This window comes from Caulobacter sp. NIBR1757 (assembly GCF_027912495.1).
Taxonomy (GTDB): domain Bacteria; phylum Pseudomonadota; class Alphaproteobacteria; order Caulobacterales; family Caulobacteraceae; genus Caulobacter.
Genome location: NZ_CP115463.1, coordinates 3,983,316 through 3,997,993, shown reverse-complemented (window position 1 = coordinate 3,997,993; position 14,678 = coordinate 3,983,316). Strand labels below are relative to the sequence as shown.

Genomic DNA, 14,678 nt, shown 5'->3' with positions numbered 1-14,678 from the left:
GCGCGGCAACCGTGACCCGGCGTCAAGCGATTGCAGTTTGGTTTCCGCGCCGTTCAGAGATTACTCACGGGTATGGTGACAGATGGTCCTCCATGACCATGTTGATCTTCGCCGCCATCCTGGGTGCGCTGCTGGGCATGACCGTCCGGCCGCCGCTGCTGGCCGTGGCGATCTCGCTGGCGGTGTCGGGCGGCCTGCACGCGACGATCGCCTGGGTGGGGCGCCTGGCCGAGACCAATCCGGCGCAGCGGGTGCTGGCCATGCGCATCGACGCCATGATCGGCAACGACCTGCACGCCATCTGGCCGGTGCTGGCGGCGGCGGGGGTCGGCTCCATCGCCTCGGCGGTGATGTGGTCGCTGGCCAACAAGCAACCCACCGACGGCTACTGGTTCCGGCCCGACCGGCGCGTGGTGCTGATGGACCAGGTCGAAGAGAATGACCGCCACTCCGCCGCCGAGCAGCGCTTTCGCGACATCCTCGGGCGCTGACTCTCCAGCCCTCCAAAAATTTTGCGGGTCGGCCAAAAAAACCGCTTGCGCGCTTTTAGGTTATCGTTGATATCTAAGCAGTGCTTAGTTCACGTCGCGCTGTTCGGTGGGGATACCGGACAGCACAAACAGCGGCGGGTTCCGGGCAAAAAGACTGATCCGATCCAAGCTAGCGTTTCCACCCAAAATGCCCGGAGGGCACATCATGAAACTCCAAGTCCTCGCGGCTGCCGCCGCCCTGTCGCTCGCCTTCTCGGGCGCCTCGTTCGCCGGTGACGGCAAGATCGTCGTCTCGCTGAAGACCCCGGTCGCCGCCAAGACCAAGGTCGTGGCCGGCGGCGCTGTCTGGAACTGCGAAGGCGCCACCTGCGTCGCCGCCGCCGCTCCGGCCCGCACCGACACGACCAAGGGCTGCAAGGCCCTGAGCAAGGAAGTCGGCGAAGTCGTCGCCTTCGGCTCGCTGGGCAGCGATGACCTGGCCAAGTGCGGCTCGGTCGTTTCGACCACCCGTTCGGTCGCCGCCAACAAGTAAGCGTTTCCGGGCGGCCTCCGCGCCGCCCGTGCATTTCCTCGAGCAAACTCGACCTTGCGGATGGTCAAGGGGCGGCCGGTTCATCCGGCCGCCCCTTTTCTCTTTGCAGCCCCGCGATTAGGACATCGCCGCATGACCCGACTCTCTGTTGTTCTGGAAGACGCCCTGATCGCCGCCGCCGGCGCCGACCGCCCCGTGGCGCCGGTGTCGCTGGCCGTCGATTTCGGCGCGGCCGGCGAGGGCGAGCTGGCGGTGACCACCGCGGTCGATCGCTCGACCAGGAGCCTGGTCTTCGTCAGCGCCCGGGCCACCTGGCCCGACGGGCGAGTCGCCGGGGGCGGGCAGGGGGTTTTTCGGGTCGTTTCCTAACCACCGTCATCCTCGGGCTTGTCCCGAGGACCCATTCCTCCGCCATGCGAACGGATGGGGCTGGTTGCGGTGATCGATGCCGTCCGGTCGTCGAAGCTGACGAATGGGTCCTCGGGACAAGCCCGAGGATGACGAACGGGTTGGGCGGGTATGGGAATGGCTTACCCTGCGTGAGGCCCCGCAGGGGCCTAAATCTCCCCCGTTCCAACCTTATTTCCCCACGACGTTGCGATGCACAACACCCCGTGCTATCAGGCGCGCGGCTTCGGGCAGGCGGTTCGTAACGACCCCCTCGCCCACGTGCTTTTCTCAAGCGCTTTCAAGCCTTTAGGATCGTGGTGAGGGCAACCTTGCTGACGACGGACAGAACGCACCGGACGGACCAAATTGGCGGACGACAGCAAGACCAACGATGTGGGCGATCGATACGCCCAGGCCCTGTTCGACCTGGCCATGGACAATGACGCCCTGAAGGCCGTCGAGGCCGACATGGAGACGCTCTCGCGCGCGCTCGCCGAGAGCAAGGACCTCAAGCGCCTGGTCGAATCGCCGGCCTTTACCGCCGAGGACAAGGGCCGCGGCCTGGTGGCCGTCGCCGCCAAGTCCAAGGTGCACATGCTGACCGCCAAGTTCCTGGGTCTGCTGGCCGCCAACGGCCGGGCCCGCGATCTGGCCCATGTCATTACCGCCTTCCGCAACCTGGCCGCCGCCCATCGCGGCGCGGTCACCGCCGAAGTCGTTTCCGCTCTTCCGCTTACGCCTGCCCAGTCGAAGGGGATCGCCGCGGCGCTCCGCCAGTCGCTGGGCAAGGAACCGGAAATCACCACCCGCGTGGACCCCGCCCTGCTTGGCGGACTCAAGGTCCTCGTCGGGTCTCGTCTGTTCGATGCTTCGCTGAAGTCGAAGCTCGACTCCCTGAAATTCGCCCTGAAGAGAGCGTAACGTTATGGACATCCGCGCCGCCGAGATTTCGGCCATCCTCAAGTCGCAGATCGCCGGGTTCGGCGAAGAAGCCGATGTCTCCGACGTCGGCTCGGTTCTGTCCGTTGGTGACGGCATCGCCCGCGTCTACGGTCTGGACAACGTCCAGGCCGGCGAAATGGTCGAGTTCCCCTCGGCCGGCGTGAAGGGCATGGCCCTGAACCTCGAGCGCGACAACGTCGGCATCGTGATCTTCGGCAACGACAATCACATCAAGGAAGGCGACCAGGTTCGCCGCCTCGGCGAGATCGTCGACGTGCCGGTCGGCAAGGGCCTGCTGGGCCGCGTCGTCAACCCGCTGGGCGAGCCGATCGACGGCAAGGGCCCGATCGTCGGCTCCGAGCGCCGCCGCGTGGACGTCAAGGCGCCGGGCATCATCCCGCGCAAGTCGGTGCACGAGCCCGTGCAGACCGGCCTGAAGGCCATCGACGCCCTGATCCCGATCGGCCGCGGCCAGCGCGAACTGATCATCGGTGACCGTCAGACCGGCAAGACCGCCATCGCCATCGACGCCATCCTCAACCAGAAGGCCGCCAACGCCGGTGATGACGAGAGCGCCAAGCTCTACTGCATCTACGTCGCCATCGGTCAGAAGCGCTCGACGGTCGCCCAGATCGTCAAGACGCTCGAGGAAGCCGGCGCGCTGGAATACACCATCGTCGTCGCCGCCACGGCCTCCGAGCCGGCCCCGCTGCAGTTCCTGGCCCCCTTCGCCGGCTGCGCCATGGGTGAGTACTTCCGCGACAACGGCATGCACGGCCTGATCATCTATGATGACCTTTCCAAGCAGGCCGTGGCCTACCGCCAGATGTCCCTGCTGCTGCGCCGCCCGCCGGGCCGCGAAGCCTACCCGGGCGACGTCTTCTACCTGCACAGCCGCCTGCTGGAACGCGCCGCCAAGCTGAACGAAGACAATGGTTCGGGCTCGCTGACCGCCCTGCCGGTCATCGAAACGCAAGCCAACGACGTCTCGGCCTACATCCCGACCAACGTGATTTCGATCACCGACGGCCAGATCTTCCTGGAAACCGACCTGTTCTTCCAGGGCATCCGTCCGGCCGTGAACGTCGGTATCTCCGTCTCGCGCGTCGGTTCCTCGGCCCAGATCAAGGCGATGAAGACCGTCGCCGGTCCGATCAAGGGCGAGCTGGCCCAGTACCGTGAAATGGCCGCCTTCGCGAAGTTCGGCTCCGACCTCGACGCCGCCACCCAGCGCCAGCTGGCGCGCGGTGAGCGCCTGACCGAGCTGCTCAAGCAGCCGCAATACGCGCCGCAATCGGTCGAAGAGCAGGTCTGCGTGATCTACGCCGGCACCCGTGGCTACCTCGACCAGATCGCCACCGCCGACGTCCGCCGCTTCGAGACCGAGTTCCTCAGCCGCCTGCACAGCAAGCACCAGGACCTGCTGGACGCCATCCGCACCACCAAGGCGCTGTCGGGCGATCTGGAAGACAAGCTGAAGGCCGCTCTCGCGGACTTCACCGCGACCTTCGCCTAAAGCCGGCTGACCAGGAGAAAGTAGCCTTCGATGGCCAGCCTAAAGGAAATGCGCAATCGGATCTCCAGCGTGAAAGCCACGCAGAAGATCACGAAAGCCATGCAGATGGTCGCCGCCGCCAAGCTGCGCCGCAGCCAGGACGCGGCCCAGAACGCGCGCCCCTATGCCGAGCGCATGGCCTCGGTCATCGCCAACCTGGCGGCGGGGGTGTCCGGCGACGGCGCGCCCAAGCTGCTCGGCGGCACCGGTAGCGACAAGCGCCACCTGGTGGTTGTCGCCGCCGCCGACCGCGGCCTGGCCGGCGGCTTCAGCTCCTCGATCGTCCGCGCCGCCCGCGTGCACATCAGCAAGCTGATGGCCGAAGGCAAGGACGTGAAGATCATCACCGTCGGCAAGAAGGCGCTGCCGCCCCTTCGCCGGCTGTACCCGGACCGGATCATCGAAAGCTTCGACCTGTCGGCGACGCGCACCCTGACCCTGTCGGCGGCGCAACCGATCGCCGAGCGGATCATCGAGATCTACGAAGCCGGCGAGACCGACGTCGTCACCCTCTTCTACAGCCGCTTCAAGTCGGTGGTCAGCCAGACCCCGGTCGGCCAGCAGCTGATCCCGGCCCAGGTTTCGGGCGGCGGCCAGCCGGCCGATCTCGGCGGCGCCGCCTACGAATACGAGCCGAGCGAGGAAGCCATCCTCGAGACCCTGCTGCCGCGCAACATCACGGTGCAGGTGCTCTCGGCGCTGCTCGAAAACATGGCCGGCTTCTACGCCAGCCAGATGACGGCCATGGACAACGCCACGCGCAACGCCGGCGACATGATCCAGGGCCTGACCATCCAGTACAACCGAACCCGCCAGGCGCAGATCACCAAGGAGCTGATCGAGATCATCTCCGGCGCCGAAGCCCTCTGACCGAATAAAGACCGCACGGAAGACCAAGACCATGGCCACCGCCCCCAAGACGCCCGCCGCCCCCAAGGCTGCTAAAGCCGCCGCCGCCCCGAAGGCGGCCGCCGCCGCCGCCGCGCCCGCCAAGAAGGCCGCTGCTCCCAAGGCCGCCGCCCCCAAGGCCGCCGCCGCCGGCGGCAAGGCCGCCCAGCTGGCGTTCAGCGGCGCGACCGGCCGCATCTCCCAGGTCATCGGCGCCGTCGTCGACGTCGAGTTCACCGGCTCGCTGCCGGCGATCATGAACGCCCTGGAAACCGAAAACCGCGACCAGCGCACCGGCGAGACCTTCCGCCTGGTTCTGGAAGTGGCCCAGCACCTCGGCGAAAACGCCGTCCGCTGCATCGCCATGGACACCACCGAGGGCCTGACCCGCGGCCAGCCGGTGATCGACACCGGCGCCGGCATCCGCGTTCCGGTCGGCCCGGGCACGCTCGGCCGCATCATGAACGTCATCGGCGAGCCGATCGACGAAGCCGGCCCGATTCAGTCCGACATCTACAACGTCATCCACCGCGAAGCCCCGAGCTTCGAGGAGCAGGCCACCTCGGCCGAAGTCCTGGTCACCGGCATCAAGGTCATCGACCTGATGTGCCCCTACACCAAGGGCGGCAAGATCGGCCTGTTCGGCGGCGCCGGCGTCGGCAAGACCGTGACCATGCAGGAACTGATCAACAACATCGCCAAGGCCTACGGTGGCTACTCGGTGCTGGCCGGCGTCGGTGAACGCACCCGCGAAGGCAACGACCTGTACCACGAGATGATCGAGTCCAACGTCAACGTGGACCCGAAGAAGAACGGCGGCTCGACCGAAGGCTCCAAGTGCGCCCTGGTCTACGGCCAGATGAACGAGCCCCCCGGCGCCCGCGCCCGCGTGGCCCTGACCGGCCTGACGCAAGCCGAGTACTTCCGCGACGTCGAAGGCAAGGACGTGCTGCTGTTCGTCGACAACATCTTCCGCTTCACGCAGGCCGGCGCCGAAGTGTCCGCCCTGCTGGGCCGCATCCCCTCGGCCGTGGGTTACCAGCCCACCCTGGCCACCGAGATGGGCAACCTGCAGGAACGCATCACCTCGACCAACAAGGGTTCGATCACCTCGGTCCAGGCCATCTACGTTCCCGCCGACGACCTGACCGACCCGGCGCCCGCCGCCTCGTTCGCCCACCTTGACGCCACCACCGTTCTGAGCCGCGACATCGCCGCCCAGGCCATCTTCCCGGCCGTCGACCCGCTCGACAGCACCAGCCGGATCATGGACCCGCTGGTCATCGGTGAAGAGCACTACGCCGTCGCCCGTCAGACCCAGGAAATCCTCCAGCAGTACAAGCAGCTGAAGGACATCATCGCCATCCTGGGCATGGACGAGCTGTCGGAAGAGGACAAGCTGACCGTGGCCCGCGCCCGGAAGATCCAGAAGTTCCTCAGCCAGCCCTTCTTCGTGGCCGAGCAGTTCACCAACACGCCCGGCGCCTTCGTCGAGCTGAAGGACACCATCCGCTCGTTCAAGGCCATCTGCGACGGCGAGTACGACCACCTGCCGGAAGGCGCCTTCTACATGGTCGGTCCGATCGAGGAAGCCGTGGCCAAGGCCGAGAAGATGGCTCAGGAAGCCTGAGCCTGATGGAAGACGACGACATCGCCGCGGGTTACTGCTGTGACGACATGGAGGTCTGCCTTGGCGCAGGCCCCGACGCGGCGTTGTTCGAACACGACAGCGGTCTGATCCTGCTCAACGCAGGCCGGACCGAGCGCGACGGTGAGGAGGGCGACCTTCTCATCTCCGTCCAGTTCTGTCCCTTCTGCGGCACCGAGCTGCAGACGGACGAAGATATCGACGCCGCGCTGGAGGCGGTGGACTGATGGCCGACAAGCTGCACTTCTCCCTGGTCGCCCCCGAGCGCGAAGTCTTCGCCGGTGAAGTCGACCGCGTCGACGCCCCCGGCGTCGAAGGCGACTTCGGCGTCCTGGCCGGCCACGCGCCGTTCATGACCGCCCTGCGCGAAGGCAAGATCACCGTGGTCAACGGATCGACGACCCGGGTGTTCGACGTCCAGGGCGGCTTCGCCGACGTCACCCCGGCCGGCCTGACCATCCTGGCCGAACACGCCGTCGAGGCTGCCTAAAAACTTACCGGCGTCATTTTTTGGCCCGGATTCAATCGTTGGCAGGTTGCGAGGGATCGCAAGGCGGGGTTTGATGCCGCCGCCTATCTCAAGAAGGGTTCAAGTCCGATGCGTGTCGCCATCCTGTCCCTGCTCGCCGCGAGCGCTCTGACCACCGCCGTGGTCGCCCAGGAAGCCCCGGCCCCCGAGCCGACCCCGGCTCCGGAGGCGACTGCCCCCGCCGCGGCGCCCGCCCCTGAAGCCACCCCCGCGCCGGTCCCGGAAGCCGCGCCCGTCGCCCCGGTGGCGGCGCCTGAGCCCCCGCCGCCTCCCCCGCCGCCGGCGGCCCCGACCGAGGCGACCTCGATCGTCTTCAACGACGTGATCAAGAAGGTCTGCTTCCCGCTCGTGAAGGGCGGCGACATCAGCAAGATCGCCACCGCCTACGGCATGAAGCTGAAGAAGCGCGACAACATCTGGGAAAAGACCTGGGCCCCGGGCCTGAAGATCACCCTGCGCGACCAGGGCGTGAACAAGAACGTCTGCAACGTCTCGGTCCAGCACGCCATCAACGGCCTCGAGGCGACCATCACCGACGTCCACAACTGGGCGATCTACAACGGCTGGACCCTGGAAGATAACGCCAAGCGGACCACCGACATGGAACGCACCAACCGCAAGTGGTCGCACGTCACGCCCGAGAACAAGCGTGAGGACATCGTCCTGATCACCGTCCGCAAGGTCGGCGGGACGCCGGTCAATTCCAAGTACGACCAGACCGACGTGCTCTACGCGATCAGCGAGTAGGCCCTTGAGGGCCGGCGGGACGACCCGCCGGCCTTTCCGCTCATTCGGGACGGCCCGGCTCTATTGGAGTGACTCCCATGGCCTGGATCATCCTCGTCATCGCCGGACTGTTCGAGACCGGCTGGGCCGTTGGCCTGAAATACACCGAAGGCTTCACCCGCCTGTGGCCGACCGTCTGGACGGCCGTCGCCCTGGTCATCTCCATGGCCCTGCTCGGCTGGTCGGTGAAGACCCTGCCGCTGGGCACGGCCTATGCGGTCTGGACCGGCATCGGCGCTGTCGGCACGGTGATCGTCGGCATCATCCTGTTCAAGGAACCGGCCACCGTGTCGCGGCTGGTCTGCGTCGGCCTCATCGTCGCCGGCATCGTCGGCCTGAAGATTTTCTCCGGCCCGTCGGCCTGACCGAGCACTGAGCCAGAAGGTCCCGAAGCCCGAGCAGGCCCGGCCCGGAGGCGGATGAATATGTCTAGACATATTGATTTTGGGCTCGTTGGACACGCCCGTCCGACAAATCCCGGCGCCCTGCTCGAATGTGGGTCCGCCGACGACAATCCGCCCCACATCCGGCGACAGTCGGCCACTCTCCGACCTACGCTCCGACCCACATTCCGGTGGCCTTGAACAACCCTCGGACCACAGCTTCGCCAGTGTTTTCAACGGCGAAAGGACGCGCTCGCCCGCTTCCCGCCCGGCGGCGGGGTATAATGGTAGGCCGCTTCGATAAGGCTGACGTCAGGCCGCCTGGGCCAGCTTGCCGTCCAGCCAGCTCAGACAGCGGGCGGCCACGGCCTCCCAGCCGGGTTCGCCCGGCAGCCAGTGGCTCATCTCGTCGAACACCACCGCCTCGCCGCCCATGCGCTGGGCGGTCTGGCGGACGGTGACGGCGGGGTGGATGACGTCCTTGCCGCCGGCGATGGCCAGCACCGGCAGGCCGGGCCTGGCCGAAACCTGGGTGGTCATGAACGGGTCCAGCCACCAGTTCAGCGTCTCCCACAGGGCGCGGCCGCTTTCGGGGACCATGCGGGCGAAGGCGGCGTCGCGGGCGGCCCTGTCCATGCGGTCGAGGCTGTAGTTGTGGGCCAGGGTGCGGTCCGGGGCGATGGCCTGCATCCAGAAGGGGCCGAGGGCATAGAGGCTCATCGCGCTCGCCCCCTCTTCCATGGTCGAACCATAGACGCCCCAGGGCGCCGACGGGGCCAGCAGCACCAGGGCCGACAGCCGCGCCTTGGCCGCGGTCATCTGGGCGACGAGGCCGCCCATCGAATGGCCGATCAGCACCGGCGGCGTCTCGCACCCGGCGCAGACGGCGGCGATATGGTCGGTGTAGTCGCTCATCGACCTGCCGGCCGGGTCGGCCCCCGGGGCGTGGCCCGGCAGGTCGGGGGTCAGCACGGTATGGCCGGCCGCCTCGAAAGCGGTGCGGAAGTCGTCCCAGATCCAGCCGGCGCAGAAGGCGCCGTGGACCATGACGATCGGCGGTTTGGCGAAGCTCAAGACTTCGGCTTCGCGGCAGGCTTTTTGGGCGCGGCCTTGGCCTTGGCGGCCGGCTTGGCGGCGGCCTTCGGCGCGGCCGCTTTCTTCGCCGCCGGCGTCTTGGCGGCAGTCTTCGGTGCGGCTTCCGCTTTCGGTTTGGCGGCAGCCTTCTTGGCCGGAGCCTTCTTGGTCGGGGCCTTGGCCACCGGCGGCTCGGCGACCGCCGGAGCGGCCTTGGCGGCCGGCTTCTTGGCGGCGGCCTTCGGCTTGGCGGCGGGCTTGGCCGGCGCGGCCTTCTTCGCCGCCGGGGCCGCCACGGCCGGCGGATCGGCGGTCAGGCCCTTGCTGGTCAGCCAGGCGGCGATGTCGGCGATGACCTGGTCGGTCCCGGGCTCGTCGATGATCCAGTGGGCGTTGTTGGGGTATTCCAGGTAGTCGCCGCCGACCCGGCCATACTTGGCCCCGACCCGGCGGACGTCGGCGATCGGCGTTGCCCGGTCCTTGGCGGCGCCGATGGTCAGCACCGGCACGGTGACCTTGCTCTCGTCGATGATGGCCATGCCGTGCTCATCCTTGTCCGGATAGGCCAGGTCGTTATAGACGCCGCCGCTGTCATGGACGGCGGTGGCATAGATTTCCGCATGGCGGGCGGCGGGCACGCGATTGAGCACGCCCCATTTGAAGCCGGTCGGCCAGATCTTGTGCGGCTTGGTCTCCGGCTTGCCGGAGAACAGGATGTTGCCGAAGGTGATCGCCTGGGCCAGGGCGCTGCCGCTGCGGGCGTCGGCCGGCGAGGCGGGGGTGATCAGCACGGCGGCCCGGCCGAGGCCGCGCTCGGCCAGCTTCTGGGCGATCAGCCCGCCCATCGAATGGCCGATCAGCACCGGCGGCTGGCCGGTCTCGGCCTCCAGCCGACGGGCCTCCGCCTCCATGGCCTCGACATAGTCCTTGAGGCGCAGCGACGGCAGGTCGGCCGGTGGCTTGCCGACCGTGCGCTTGTCGGGGAACAGGGTCGGGGTCTCGACCCGCCAGCCGAGGGCGCGGAAGGCCGGCGCCAGGCGGTCCCAGGCCTGGCCCGTGCAGCCAATGCCATGGATCATCAGGATCGCACCACTCATCGCCGTCTCCGCATATTGTCTGAAGGCAGCGGTCACCTGTTCGTAGGCGGCGCGCTTGAACGGTACGATTAGGCCCGGGGCCTCGTCGAGTCGAGCCCAGCGCCAATCGTCGAACTCCGGCGTGCCGTGGGCGTCCAGCCGGACTTCCTTGTCCTTGCCGGTGAAGCGCATGGCGAACCACACCTGCTTCTGGCCGGTCCAGCCCTTGGTGAACTTCGAGCCGCGCGCATAGTGGGGGAAGTCGTAGGTGATCCAGCCCTCGGTGCGGCCGAGGATCTTGACCGAGGTGACGCCGGTTTCCTCCGCCAGTTCGCGTCGGGCGGCGGTCTCGTAGTCCTCGCCGGGGTCGATGCCCCCTTGCGGAAACTGCCAGCGGTGGACGGCTTCCGTGCCCGCGCGCCGGCCCAGCCAGACGCGGCCGTCACGATGGAACAGGACGACCCCGACGTTGGGGCGATGCTTGGGAAATGAGTCGGTCACCGACCGGAGAGTAGCGCAGAAGCCGGTGCAAGTTGAAAGCCGCGGCTCTCCAGCGCCCGCGTCCAGACGGCGGCGGCGTCGATGGTGACCGGATGGGCATAGCCGGCGCCCATGGCCTGGCCGTTCGACCGGGCGGCGGTTTCGAGGGCGAAGAAGTTGCGGCCGATGGTTTCGGCCGACATGTCGCCATCGACGATGCGGTCGGCGCTGGCGCGCGGCGGACCCAGGCCCTTGCGGGCCCCCAGGCCGTCGTCGATGAAGGCGACGCCGCGTTGCTTGAGCACGGCGCCGAAGCTGTTCATCGCCGCCTGCGACACCAGGAACCGTTCGCCCTGGTAGTTGGTCAGGCCGAAGTAGCCGCTGGCCCGTGACAGCACCCATTCGGTCTTCTTGACCATCTCGGCCGGGGCGGCGCCGGTCAGCAGGGTGTAGGGGCCGGGATCGTTCTGCGGATAGTCGTTGGGCTCCATCGGGGCCTCGAGCAGCACCTCATGGCCGTTGGCCCGGGCCAGGTCGATCCAGCCCTGCAGGTCCTCGGCATAGATGACAAACGACAGGGTGACCTCGGCCGGCAGCTGTTCGATGGCGCGGCGGGTGTTCTCGCGGTTGAGGCCCAGGCCGCCGACGATCAGGGCCACCTTGGGCTTGCCATTGGCGGTGAAGGGGCGGGCATAGGCCTGCCAGGGCTTGCGGCCATCGCCGCCGATGATCGGCAGGACGGCGCCGCCGGGCCCGGGCGCGGTCAGGCCCGCGATCGGGGCCTGCGGCAGGGCCGAGCCGCCGCCGGTGGCGATCATCGGCCCGCCGGCCCCTTCCAGGCGTCCGCCCTCGGGAAGGGTGATGATGGCCGAGCCGCCGATGACGCCGTTCTCGGCCAGCGCGATGGGCTCGTCCGACAGGGTCAGCTCGTCGGTGGTGATGGGCGCGATCTCGCTCTCGTCGGCGAGCGCCTCCTTCCAGCCGGGAACGTCGGAGCCGGCTTCGGCGGCGTGGGCCAGCGACAGGCGCACGACCGGCGTGCCGGCCTTGGCGTCGCCCATCACCATGATCAGGGTGATCAGCGTCAGCAGAAACAGCAGGCCCGCGCCGCCGGCGCTGAGCCAGGGATTGTTGGCCACCCGCAGGGCGAGAGCCCGCGCCTGCCCGCCACGGCTGGCCGGCGGCTTGGGCGGGGTGTGCGGAATCTGCGGCTTGCGCGAGAACATGGGCGAACGGCGCCGGGGGCTACTTCAAGGGTGCCCCGAACATGCCCGGGTATGGTTAATGAACCATGCAAAACCCCTTCTCCCGGCAAGCGGGAGAAGGACGCTACGCGCTACTTCTTCGGCGTCGGCGCGGCTTTCGGGGCGACCGAGGCGATCTTCGGAGCGGCGGCCGGCAGCTTGGGCGTCGCCTGCACCGAACCGTTCTTGAGGACCTCGATGGCCCGGGCCAGCTGGAAGTCCTTCTTCTCGTCGAAGGTCAGCGGCGGCGCCTCGGCCGGGGCGTGGGCCTCGCGGCGCACCTTGCCCTCCTCGGCGTTCAGCGAGTTGCGCAAGGACGCCTCGCTGAACTGGAAGGAGCGGTTGGCGATCAGTTCGGCCTGTTCGCGGGTGGCGGCGACCTCGAGGTCCGGCTCGATGCCGGTCTTCTGGATGGACCGGCCGGCCGGGGTGTAGTAGCGCGCGGTGGTCAGCTTGACCGCCCCGTCGCCCTGGCCGGGCAGGGCGATGACCGACTGCACCGACCCCTTGCCGAAGCTGGTCAGGCCGACGAGTTCGGCCCGCTTGCGGTCCTGCAGGGCCCCGGCGACGATCTCGGCGGCGCTGGCAGAACCGTTATCGACCAGCACCACGACCGGCAGGCCGCTGAGCAGGTCGCCCGGCTGGGCGTTGTAGCGTTCGATGTCCTTGGGGTCGCGGCCGCGCTGGCTGACCACCTCGCCGCCGTCGAGGAAGATGTCGGCCACCCCGACCGCCTGGTCGAGCAGGCCGCCCGGATTGCGGCGCAGGTCGAAGACCAGGCCCTTCATCTTCGGGTTCTTCTTCTGCAGCTCCTTGATCGCCGCCTGGGTTTCCTCGGTGGCGTTCTCGTTGAAGCTGCTCAGGCGGACATAGCCGTAGTCGCCCTCCATGCGGGAGGTGACCACCTTCTGCTTGATCACTTCGCGGACCAGCTTGACGTCGAAGGGATCGGTCTTCTCGCGGGCGATCGACAGGGTGACCGCCTCGCCGGGCTTGCCGCGCATCTGCTTGACCGCCTCGCTGACCGGCATGCCCAGCACGCTCTGGCCGTTGACGGCGGTGATGAAGTCGCCCGGCTTCAGGCCGGCCCGGTCGGCCGGGGTGTTGTCCATCGGCGAGACGATCTTGACGACCCCGTCCTCGCTGGTGATCTCGATGCCGAGGCCGCCGTATTCGCCGCGGGTGGTCTCCTGCATGTCCTGGAAGGCTTCCCCGTTCAGGTAGCCGGAATGCGGGTCGAGCGAGGAGAGCATGCCCTCCATGGCCGCCTCGATCAGCTTCTTCTCATCGACCTCGACGACGTACTGCTTCTCGGTCATCTCCAGCACGTTGCCGAAGACTTCCAGCATCCGGTAGGTCTCGGACTTCGGCCGGGCGGTCGCCTGGGCCTGCTGGCTGATGTAGGCCATGGAACCGGCGCCGAGGGCGAAGGCGCAGGCGCCGATCAGAAGATGCTTCTTGAACATGACCAACCTTAAAGGGCTCCAATGCGGCGCCATGAGGGCCGCGGTACGCAACAAAACATCCCGTACAAACGAGAATATATCCCTTAACGCGCCGACAGCCAGCGGGCTGGATCCATCGGAGTCCCGTCGCGCCGGAGCTCAAGATACAGCTCCGAAGCGCCGGGCGCACTTGCGGCCATGCGTCCCACGGTTTGGCCGGCCGTCACCGGACTTCCGGCGGGGACCGTCGCCTGGTCCAGGCCGGCAAGCACGACGTGGAAGCCGGTCGTGGTTCTGAGGATCAGGATGACCCCCCAGCCGGTCACCGGCCCAGCGAATTCAACCCGCCCTTGAACCGGGCTGACCACCTGGCCGCCCGATGGCGCCCGCAGCCACAGGCCCGGCGAGTTCGGCGCCGAATAGCCGCGCACCACCTGGCCATCGACCGGCCGGCGCAGGGGCCCCGGGCCTTCGCCGGAGGCGCGGCGCGGGAAGCTGTCGACCAGGGCCCCGGGCGAGCCCAGGTCGCGCCCGGCCGCCTGGGCGGTGTTCGGATAGCGGGCCTCGATGTCCTGTTGCTGGGCCAGCAGCCGTTCGAGGTCGCCGCGCCGGCCGGCGACGCGGCTCTCGGCGGTGAACAGCGAGGCGCTGGCCCCCGCCGCCTGGCGGCGCAGGTTGGAGATTTCGCGCGCTTCGGTGGCGTAGCCGCGCGCCCGGCGCTCCAGCTCCGGCGTCATCGCCCGCATCAGGATGGCGGCCCGCACCGCATCGCGGGCGTCATCGGGCCGGACCAGCAGGGCCGGAGGCGGATCGCGGCGGAACAGGGTGAGGGCGGCGAGCAGCCCGCCGAGCCGCGAGCGTTCGCGGCCCATCTGGGCGGTCAGGGCGGTTTCGCGGGCGTTGAGCAGGCTCAGCCGTTCGCGGGCGGCGTCGACGTCGCGGCCGCCCTGGGCCTGGCTGGAGGCGATGCGGCGCAGTTCCTCGCGCAGGGCGGCGATTTCGCTCCTGGCGGCGTCCTGGCTCTCCGGACTGCCCGGACCCATGACCAGCATCGCCCTGGCCGACGGCGCATCGGCCGGCTCCTGCGCCACACTGGCGGCGGCGAGGGCGGAGAGGCCGATGATGGTCAGAAGGGCGAGGGGGCGCATTCGCCACCGTTCTACACAGTTCCTCCTCCGGCGCGAAGCGACGGGGGAGGGGGACCGCCGCCGCGAC

General features: G+C 68.4%; 15 protein-coding genes and 2 pseudogenes. 11 read left to right on the top strand and 6 right to left on the bottom strand.

The genetic code is table 11. The annotated features are described in order from the left end of the window. Positions 1–92 precede the first annotated feature (92 nt). From O5I81_RS19225 to sugE, 11 genes are all read left to right on the top strand, one after another. The gene (locus O5I81_RS19225; protein WP_271066475.1) at positions 93–491 is read left to right on the top strand and encodes a hypothetical protein; all 399 of its coding nucleotides are present in this window, start codon (positions 93–95) and stop codon (positions 489–491) included. A 205-nt stretch (positions 492–696) separates the two neighbouring features. After that, entirely contained in the window at positions 697–1,023 is a 327-nt protein-coding gene (locus tag O5I81_RS19220) for a hypothetical protein (RefSeq protein WP_271066474.1), read from the top strand. A gap of 132 nt (positions 1,024–1,155) precedes the next feature. After that, positions 1,156–1,392: a hypothetical protein gene (locus O5I81_RS19215; RefSeq protein WP_271066473.1), complete on the top strand. Its 237-nt coding sequence runs from the start codon at positions 1,156–1,158 to the stop codon at positions 1,390–1,392. 387 nt (positions 1,393–1,779) lie between these two features. Further along, complete coding sequence (locus tag O5I81_RS19210; RefSeq protein ID WP_271066472.1) at positions 1,780–2,334, top strand: F0F1 ATP synthase subunit delta; 555 nt, start codon at positions 1,780–1,782, stop codon at positions 2,332–2,334. Between the two features lie 4 nt (positions 2,335–2,338). After that, the gene (gene atpA / locus O5I81_RS19205) at positions 2,339–3,871 is read left to right on the top strand and encodes a F0F1 ATP synthase subunit alpha (RefSeq protein ID WP_271066471.1); all 1,533 of its coding nucleotides are present in this window, start codon (positions 2,339–2,341) and stop codon (positions 3,869–3,871) included. Between the two features lie 30 nt (positions 3,872–3,901). Then, positions 3,902–4,780, top strand: a complete 879-nt coding sequence (locus O5I81_RS19200) for a F0F1 ATP synthase subunit gamma (RefSeq protein WP_271066470.1) — start codon at positions 3,902–3,904, stop codon at positions 4,778–4,780. Positions 4,781–4,811: 31 nt separating this feature from the next. Further along, entirely contained in the window at positions 4,812–6,428 is a 1,617-nt protein-coding gene (atpD, locus tag O5I81_RS19195) for a F0F1 ATP synthase subunit beta (protein WP_271066469.1), read from the top strand. Positions 6,429–6,433: 5 nt separating this feature from the next. Continuing rightward, positions 6,434–6,673: a hypothetical protein gene (locus tag O5I81_RS19190; protein WP_271066468.1), complete on the top strand. Its 240-nt coding sequence runs from the start codon at positions 6,434–6,436 to the stop codon at positions 6,671–6,673. After that, a complete protein-coding gene (locus O5I81_RS19185) occupies positions 6,673–6,936 on the top strand; it encodes an ATP synthase F1 subunit epsilon (RefSeq protein ID WP_271066467.1) in 264 nt (87 codons plus the stop codon). The genes O5I81_RS19190 and O5I81_RS19185 overlap by 1 nt, the downstream gene beginning before the upstream one ends. A 108-nt stretch (positions 6,937–7,044) precedes the next feature. Continuing rightward, complete coding sequence (locus tag O5I81_RS19180; RefSeq protein ID WP_271066466.1) at positions 7,045–7,722, top strand: hypothetical protein; 678 nt, start codon at positions 7,045–7,047, stop codon at positions 7,720–7,722. 77 nt (positions 7,723–7,799) lie between these two features. Continuing rightward, positions 7,800–8,126, top strand: coding sequence for a quaternary ammonium compound efflux SMR transporter SugE (gene sugE, locus O5I81_RS19175; protein WP_271066465.1), 327 nt, complete (start codon positions 7,800–7,802; stop codon positions 8,124–8,126). A gap of 330 nt (positions 8,127–8,456) precedes the next feature. Here sugE and O5I81_RS19170 read toward each other — a convergent pair whose 3' ends face one another. The 6 genes and pseudogenes from O5I81_RS19170 to O5I81_RS19145 form a co-directional block, all read right to left on the bottom strand. Next, positions 8,457–9,191 carry an alpha/beta hydrolase gene (locus tag O5I81_RS19170; protein WP_271069061.1) on the bottom strand — a complete coding sequence of 245 codons (735 nt, stop codon included), beginning with the start codon at positions 9,189–9,191 and terminating at the stop codon, positions 8,457–8,459. Positions 9,192–9,214: 23 nt separating this feature from the next. Beyond that, positions 9,215–10,300, bottom strand: a pseudogene (locus O5I81_RS19165) (alpha/beta fold hydrolase); the annotation flags it as partial. A gap of 24 nt (positions 10,301–10,324) precedes the next feature. Next, positions 10,325–10,795, bottom strand: a pseudogene (locus O5I81_RS19160) (RNA pyrophosphohydrolase); the annotation flags it as partial. After that, on the bottom strand, positions 10,792–12,000 hold the full coding sequence (locus O5I81_RS19155; protein ID WP_271066464.1) for a divergent polysaccharide deacetylase family protein: 1,209 nt from the start codon (positions 11,998–12,000) through the stop codon (positions 10,792–10,794). The gene O5I81_RS19155 and the pseudogene O5I81_RS19160, both read right to left, overlap by 4 nt. A 110-nt stretch (positions 12,001–12,110) precedes the next feature. Continuing rightward, positions 12,111–13,484 (bottom strand): S41 family peptidase, encoded by a 1,374-nt coding sequence (locus O5I81_RS19150; RefSeq protein ID WP_271066463.1) that lies wholly within the window; start codon positions 13,482–13,484, stop codon positions 12,111–12,113. Positions 13,485–13,567: 83 nt separating this feature from the next. After that, positions 13,568–14,611, bottom strand: coding sequence for a peptidoglycan DD-metalloendopeptidase family protein (locus O5I81_RS19145; RefSeq protein WP_271066462.1), 1,044 nt, complete (start codon positions 14,609–14,611; stop codon positions 13,568–13,570). Positions 14,612–14,678 lie beyond the last annotated feature (67 nt).

Excerpts from the sequence above, each read along its gene's own strand:
- O5I81_RS19225 (WP_271066475.1), top strand. The coding sequence starts at position 93 with ATGACCATGTTGATCTTCGCCGCCATCCTGGGTGCGCTGCTGGGCATG.
- O5I81_RS19220 (WP_271066474.1), top strand. The coding sequence starts at position 697 with ATGAAACTCCAAGTCCTCGCGGCTGCCGCCGCCCTGTCGCTCGCCTTC.
- O5I81_RS19215 (WP_271066473.1), top strand. The coding sequence starts at position 1,156 with ATGACCCGACTCTCTGTTGTTCTGGAAGACGCCCTGATCGCCGCCGCC.
- atpA (WP_271066471.1), top strand. The coding sequence starts at position 2,339 with ATGGACATCCGCGCCGCCGAGATTTCGGCCATCCTCAAGTCGCAGATC.
- O5I81_RS19200 (WP_271066470.1), top strand. The coding sequence starts at position 3,902 with ATGGCCAGCCTAAAGGAAATGCGCAATCGGATCTCCAGCGTGAAAGCC.
- atpD (WP_271066469.1), top strand. The coding sequence starts at position 4,812 with ATGGCCACCGCCCCCAAGACGCCCGCCGCCCCCAAGGCTGCTAAAGCC.
- O5I81_RS19190 (WP_271066468.1), top strand. The coding sequence starts at position 6,434 with ATGGAAGACGACGACATCGCCGCGGGTTACTGCTGTGACGACATGGAG.
- O5I81_RS19185 (WP_271066467.1), top strand. The coding sequence starts at position 6,673 with ATGGCCGACAAGCTGCACTTCTCCCTGGTCGCCCCCGAGCGCGAAGTC.
- O5I81_RS19180 (WP_271066466.1), top strand. The coding sequence starts at position 7,045 with ATGCGTGTCGCCATCCTGTCCCTGCTCGCCGCGAGCGCTCTGACCACC.
- sugE (WP_271066465.1), top strand. The coding sequence starts at position 7,800 with ATGGCCTGGATCATCCTCGTCATCGCCGGACTGTTCGAGACCGGCTGG.
- O5I81_RS19170 (WP_271069061.1), bottom strand. The coding sequence starts at position 9,191 with ATGGTCCACGGCGCCTTCTGCGCCGGCTGGATCTGGGACGACTTCCGC.
- O5I81_RS19155 (WP_271066464.1), bottom strand. The coding sequence starts at position 12,000 with ATGTTCTCGCGCAAGCCGCAGATTCCGCACACCCCGCCCAAGCCGCCG.
- O5I81_RS19150 (WP_271066463.1), bottom strand. The coding sequence starts at position 13,484 with ATGTTCAAGAAGCATCTTCTGATCGGCGCCTGCGCCTTCGCCCTCGGC.
- O5I81_RS19145 (WP_271066462.1), bottom strand. The coding sequence starts at position 14,611 with ATGCGCCCCCTCGCCCTTCTGACCATCATCGGCCTCTCCGCCCTCGCC.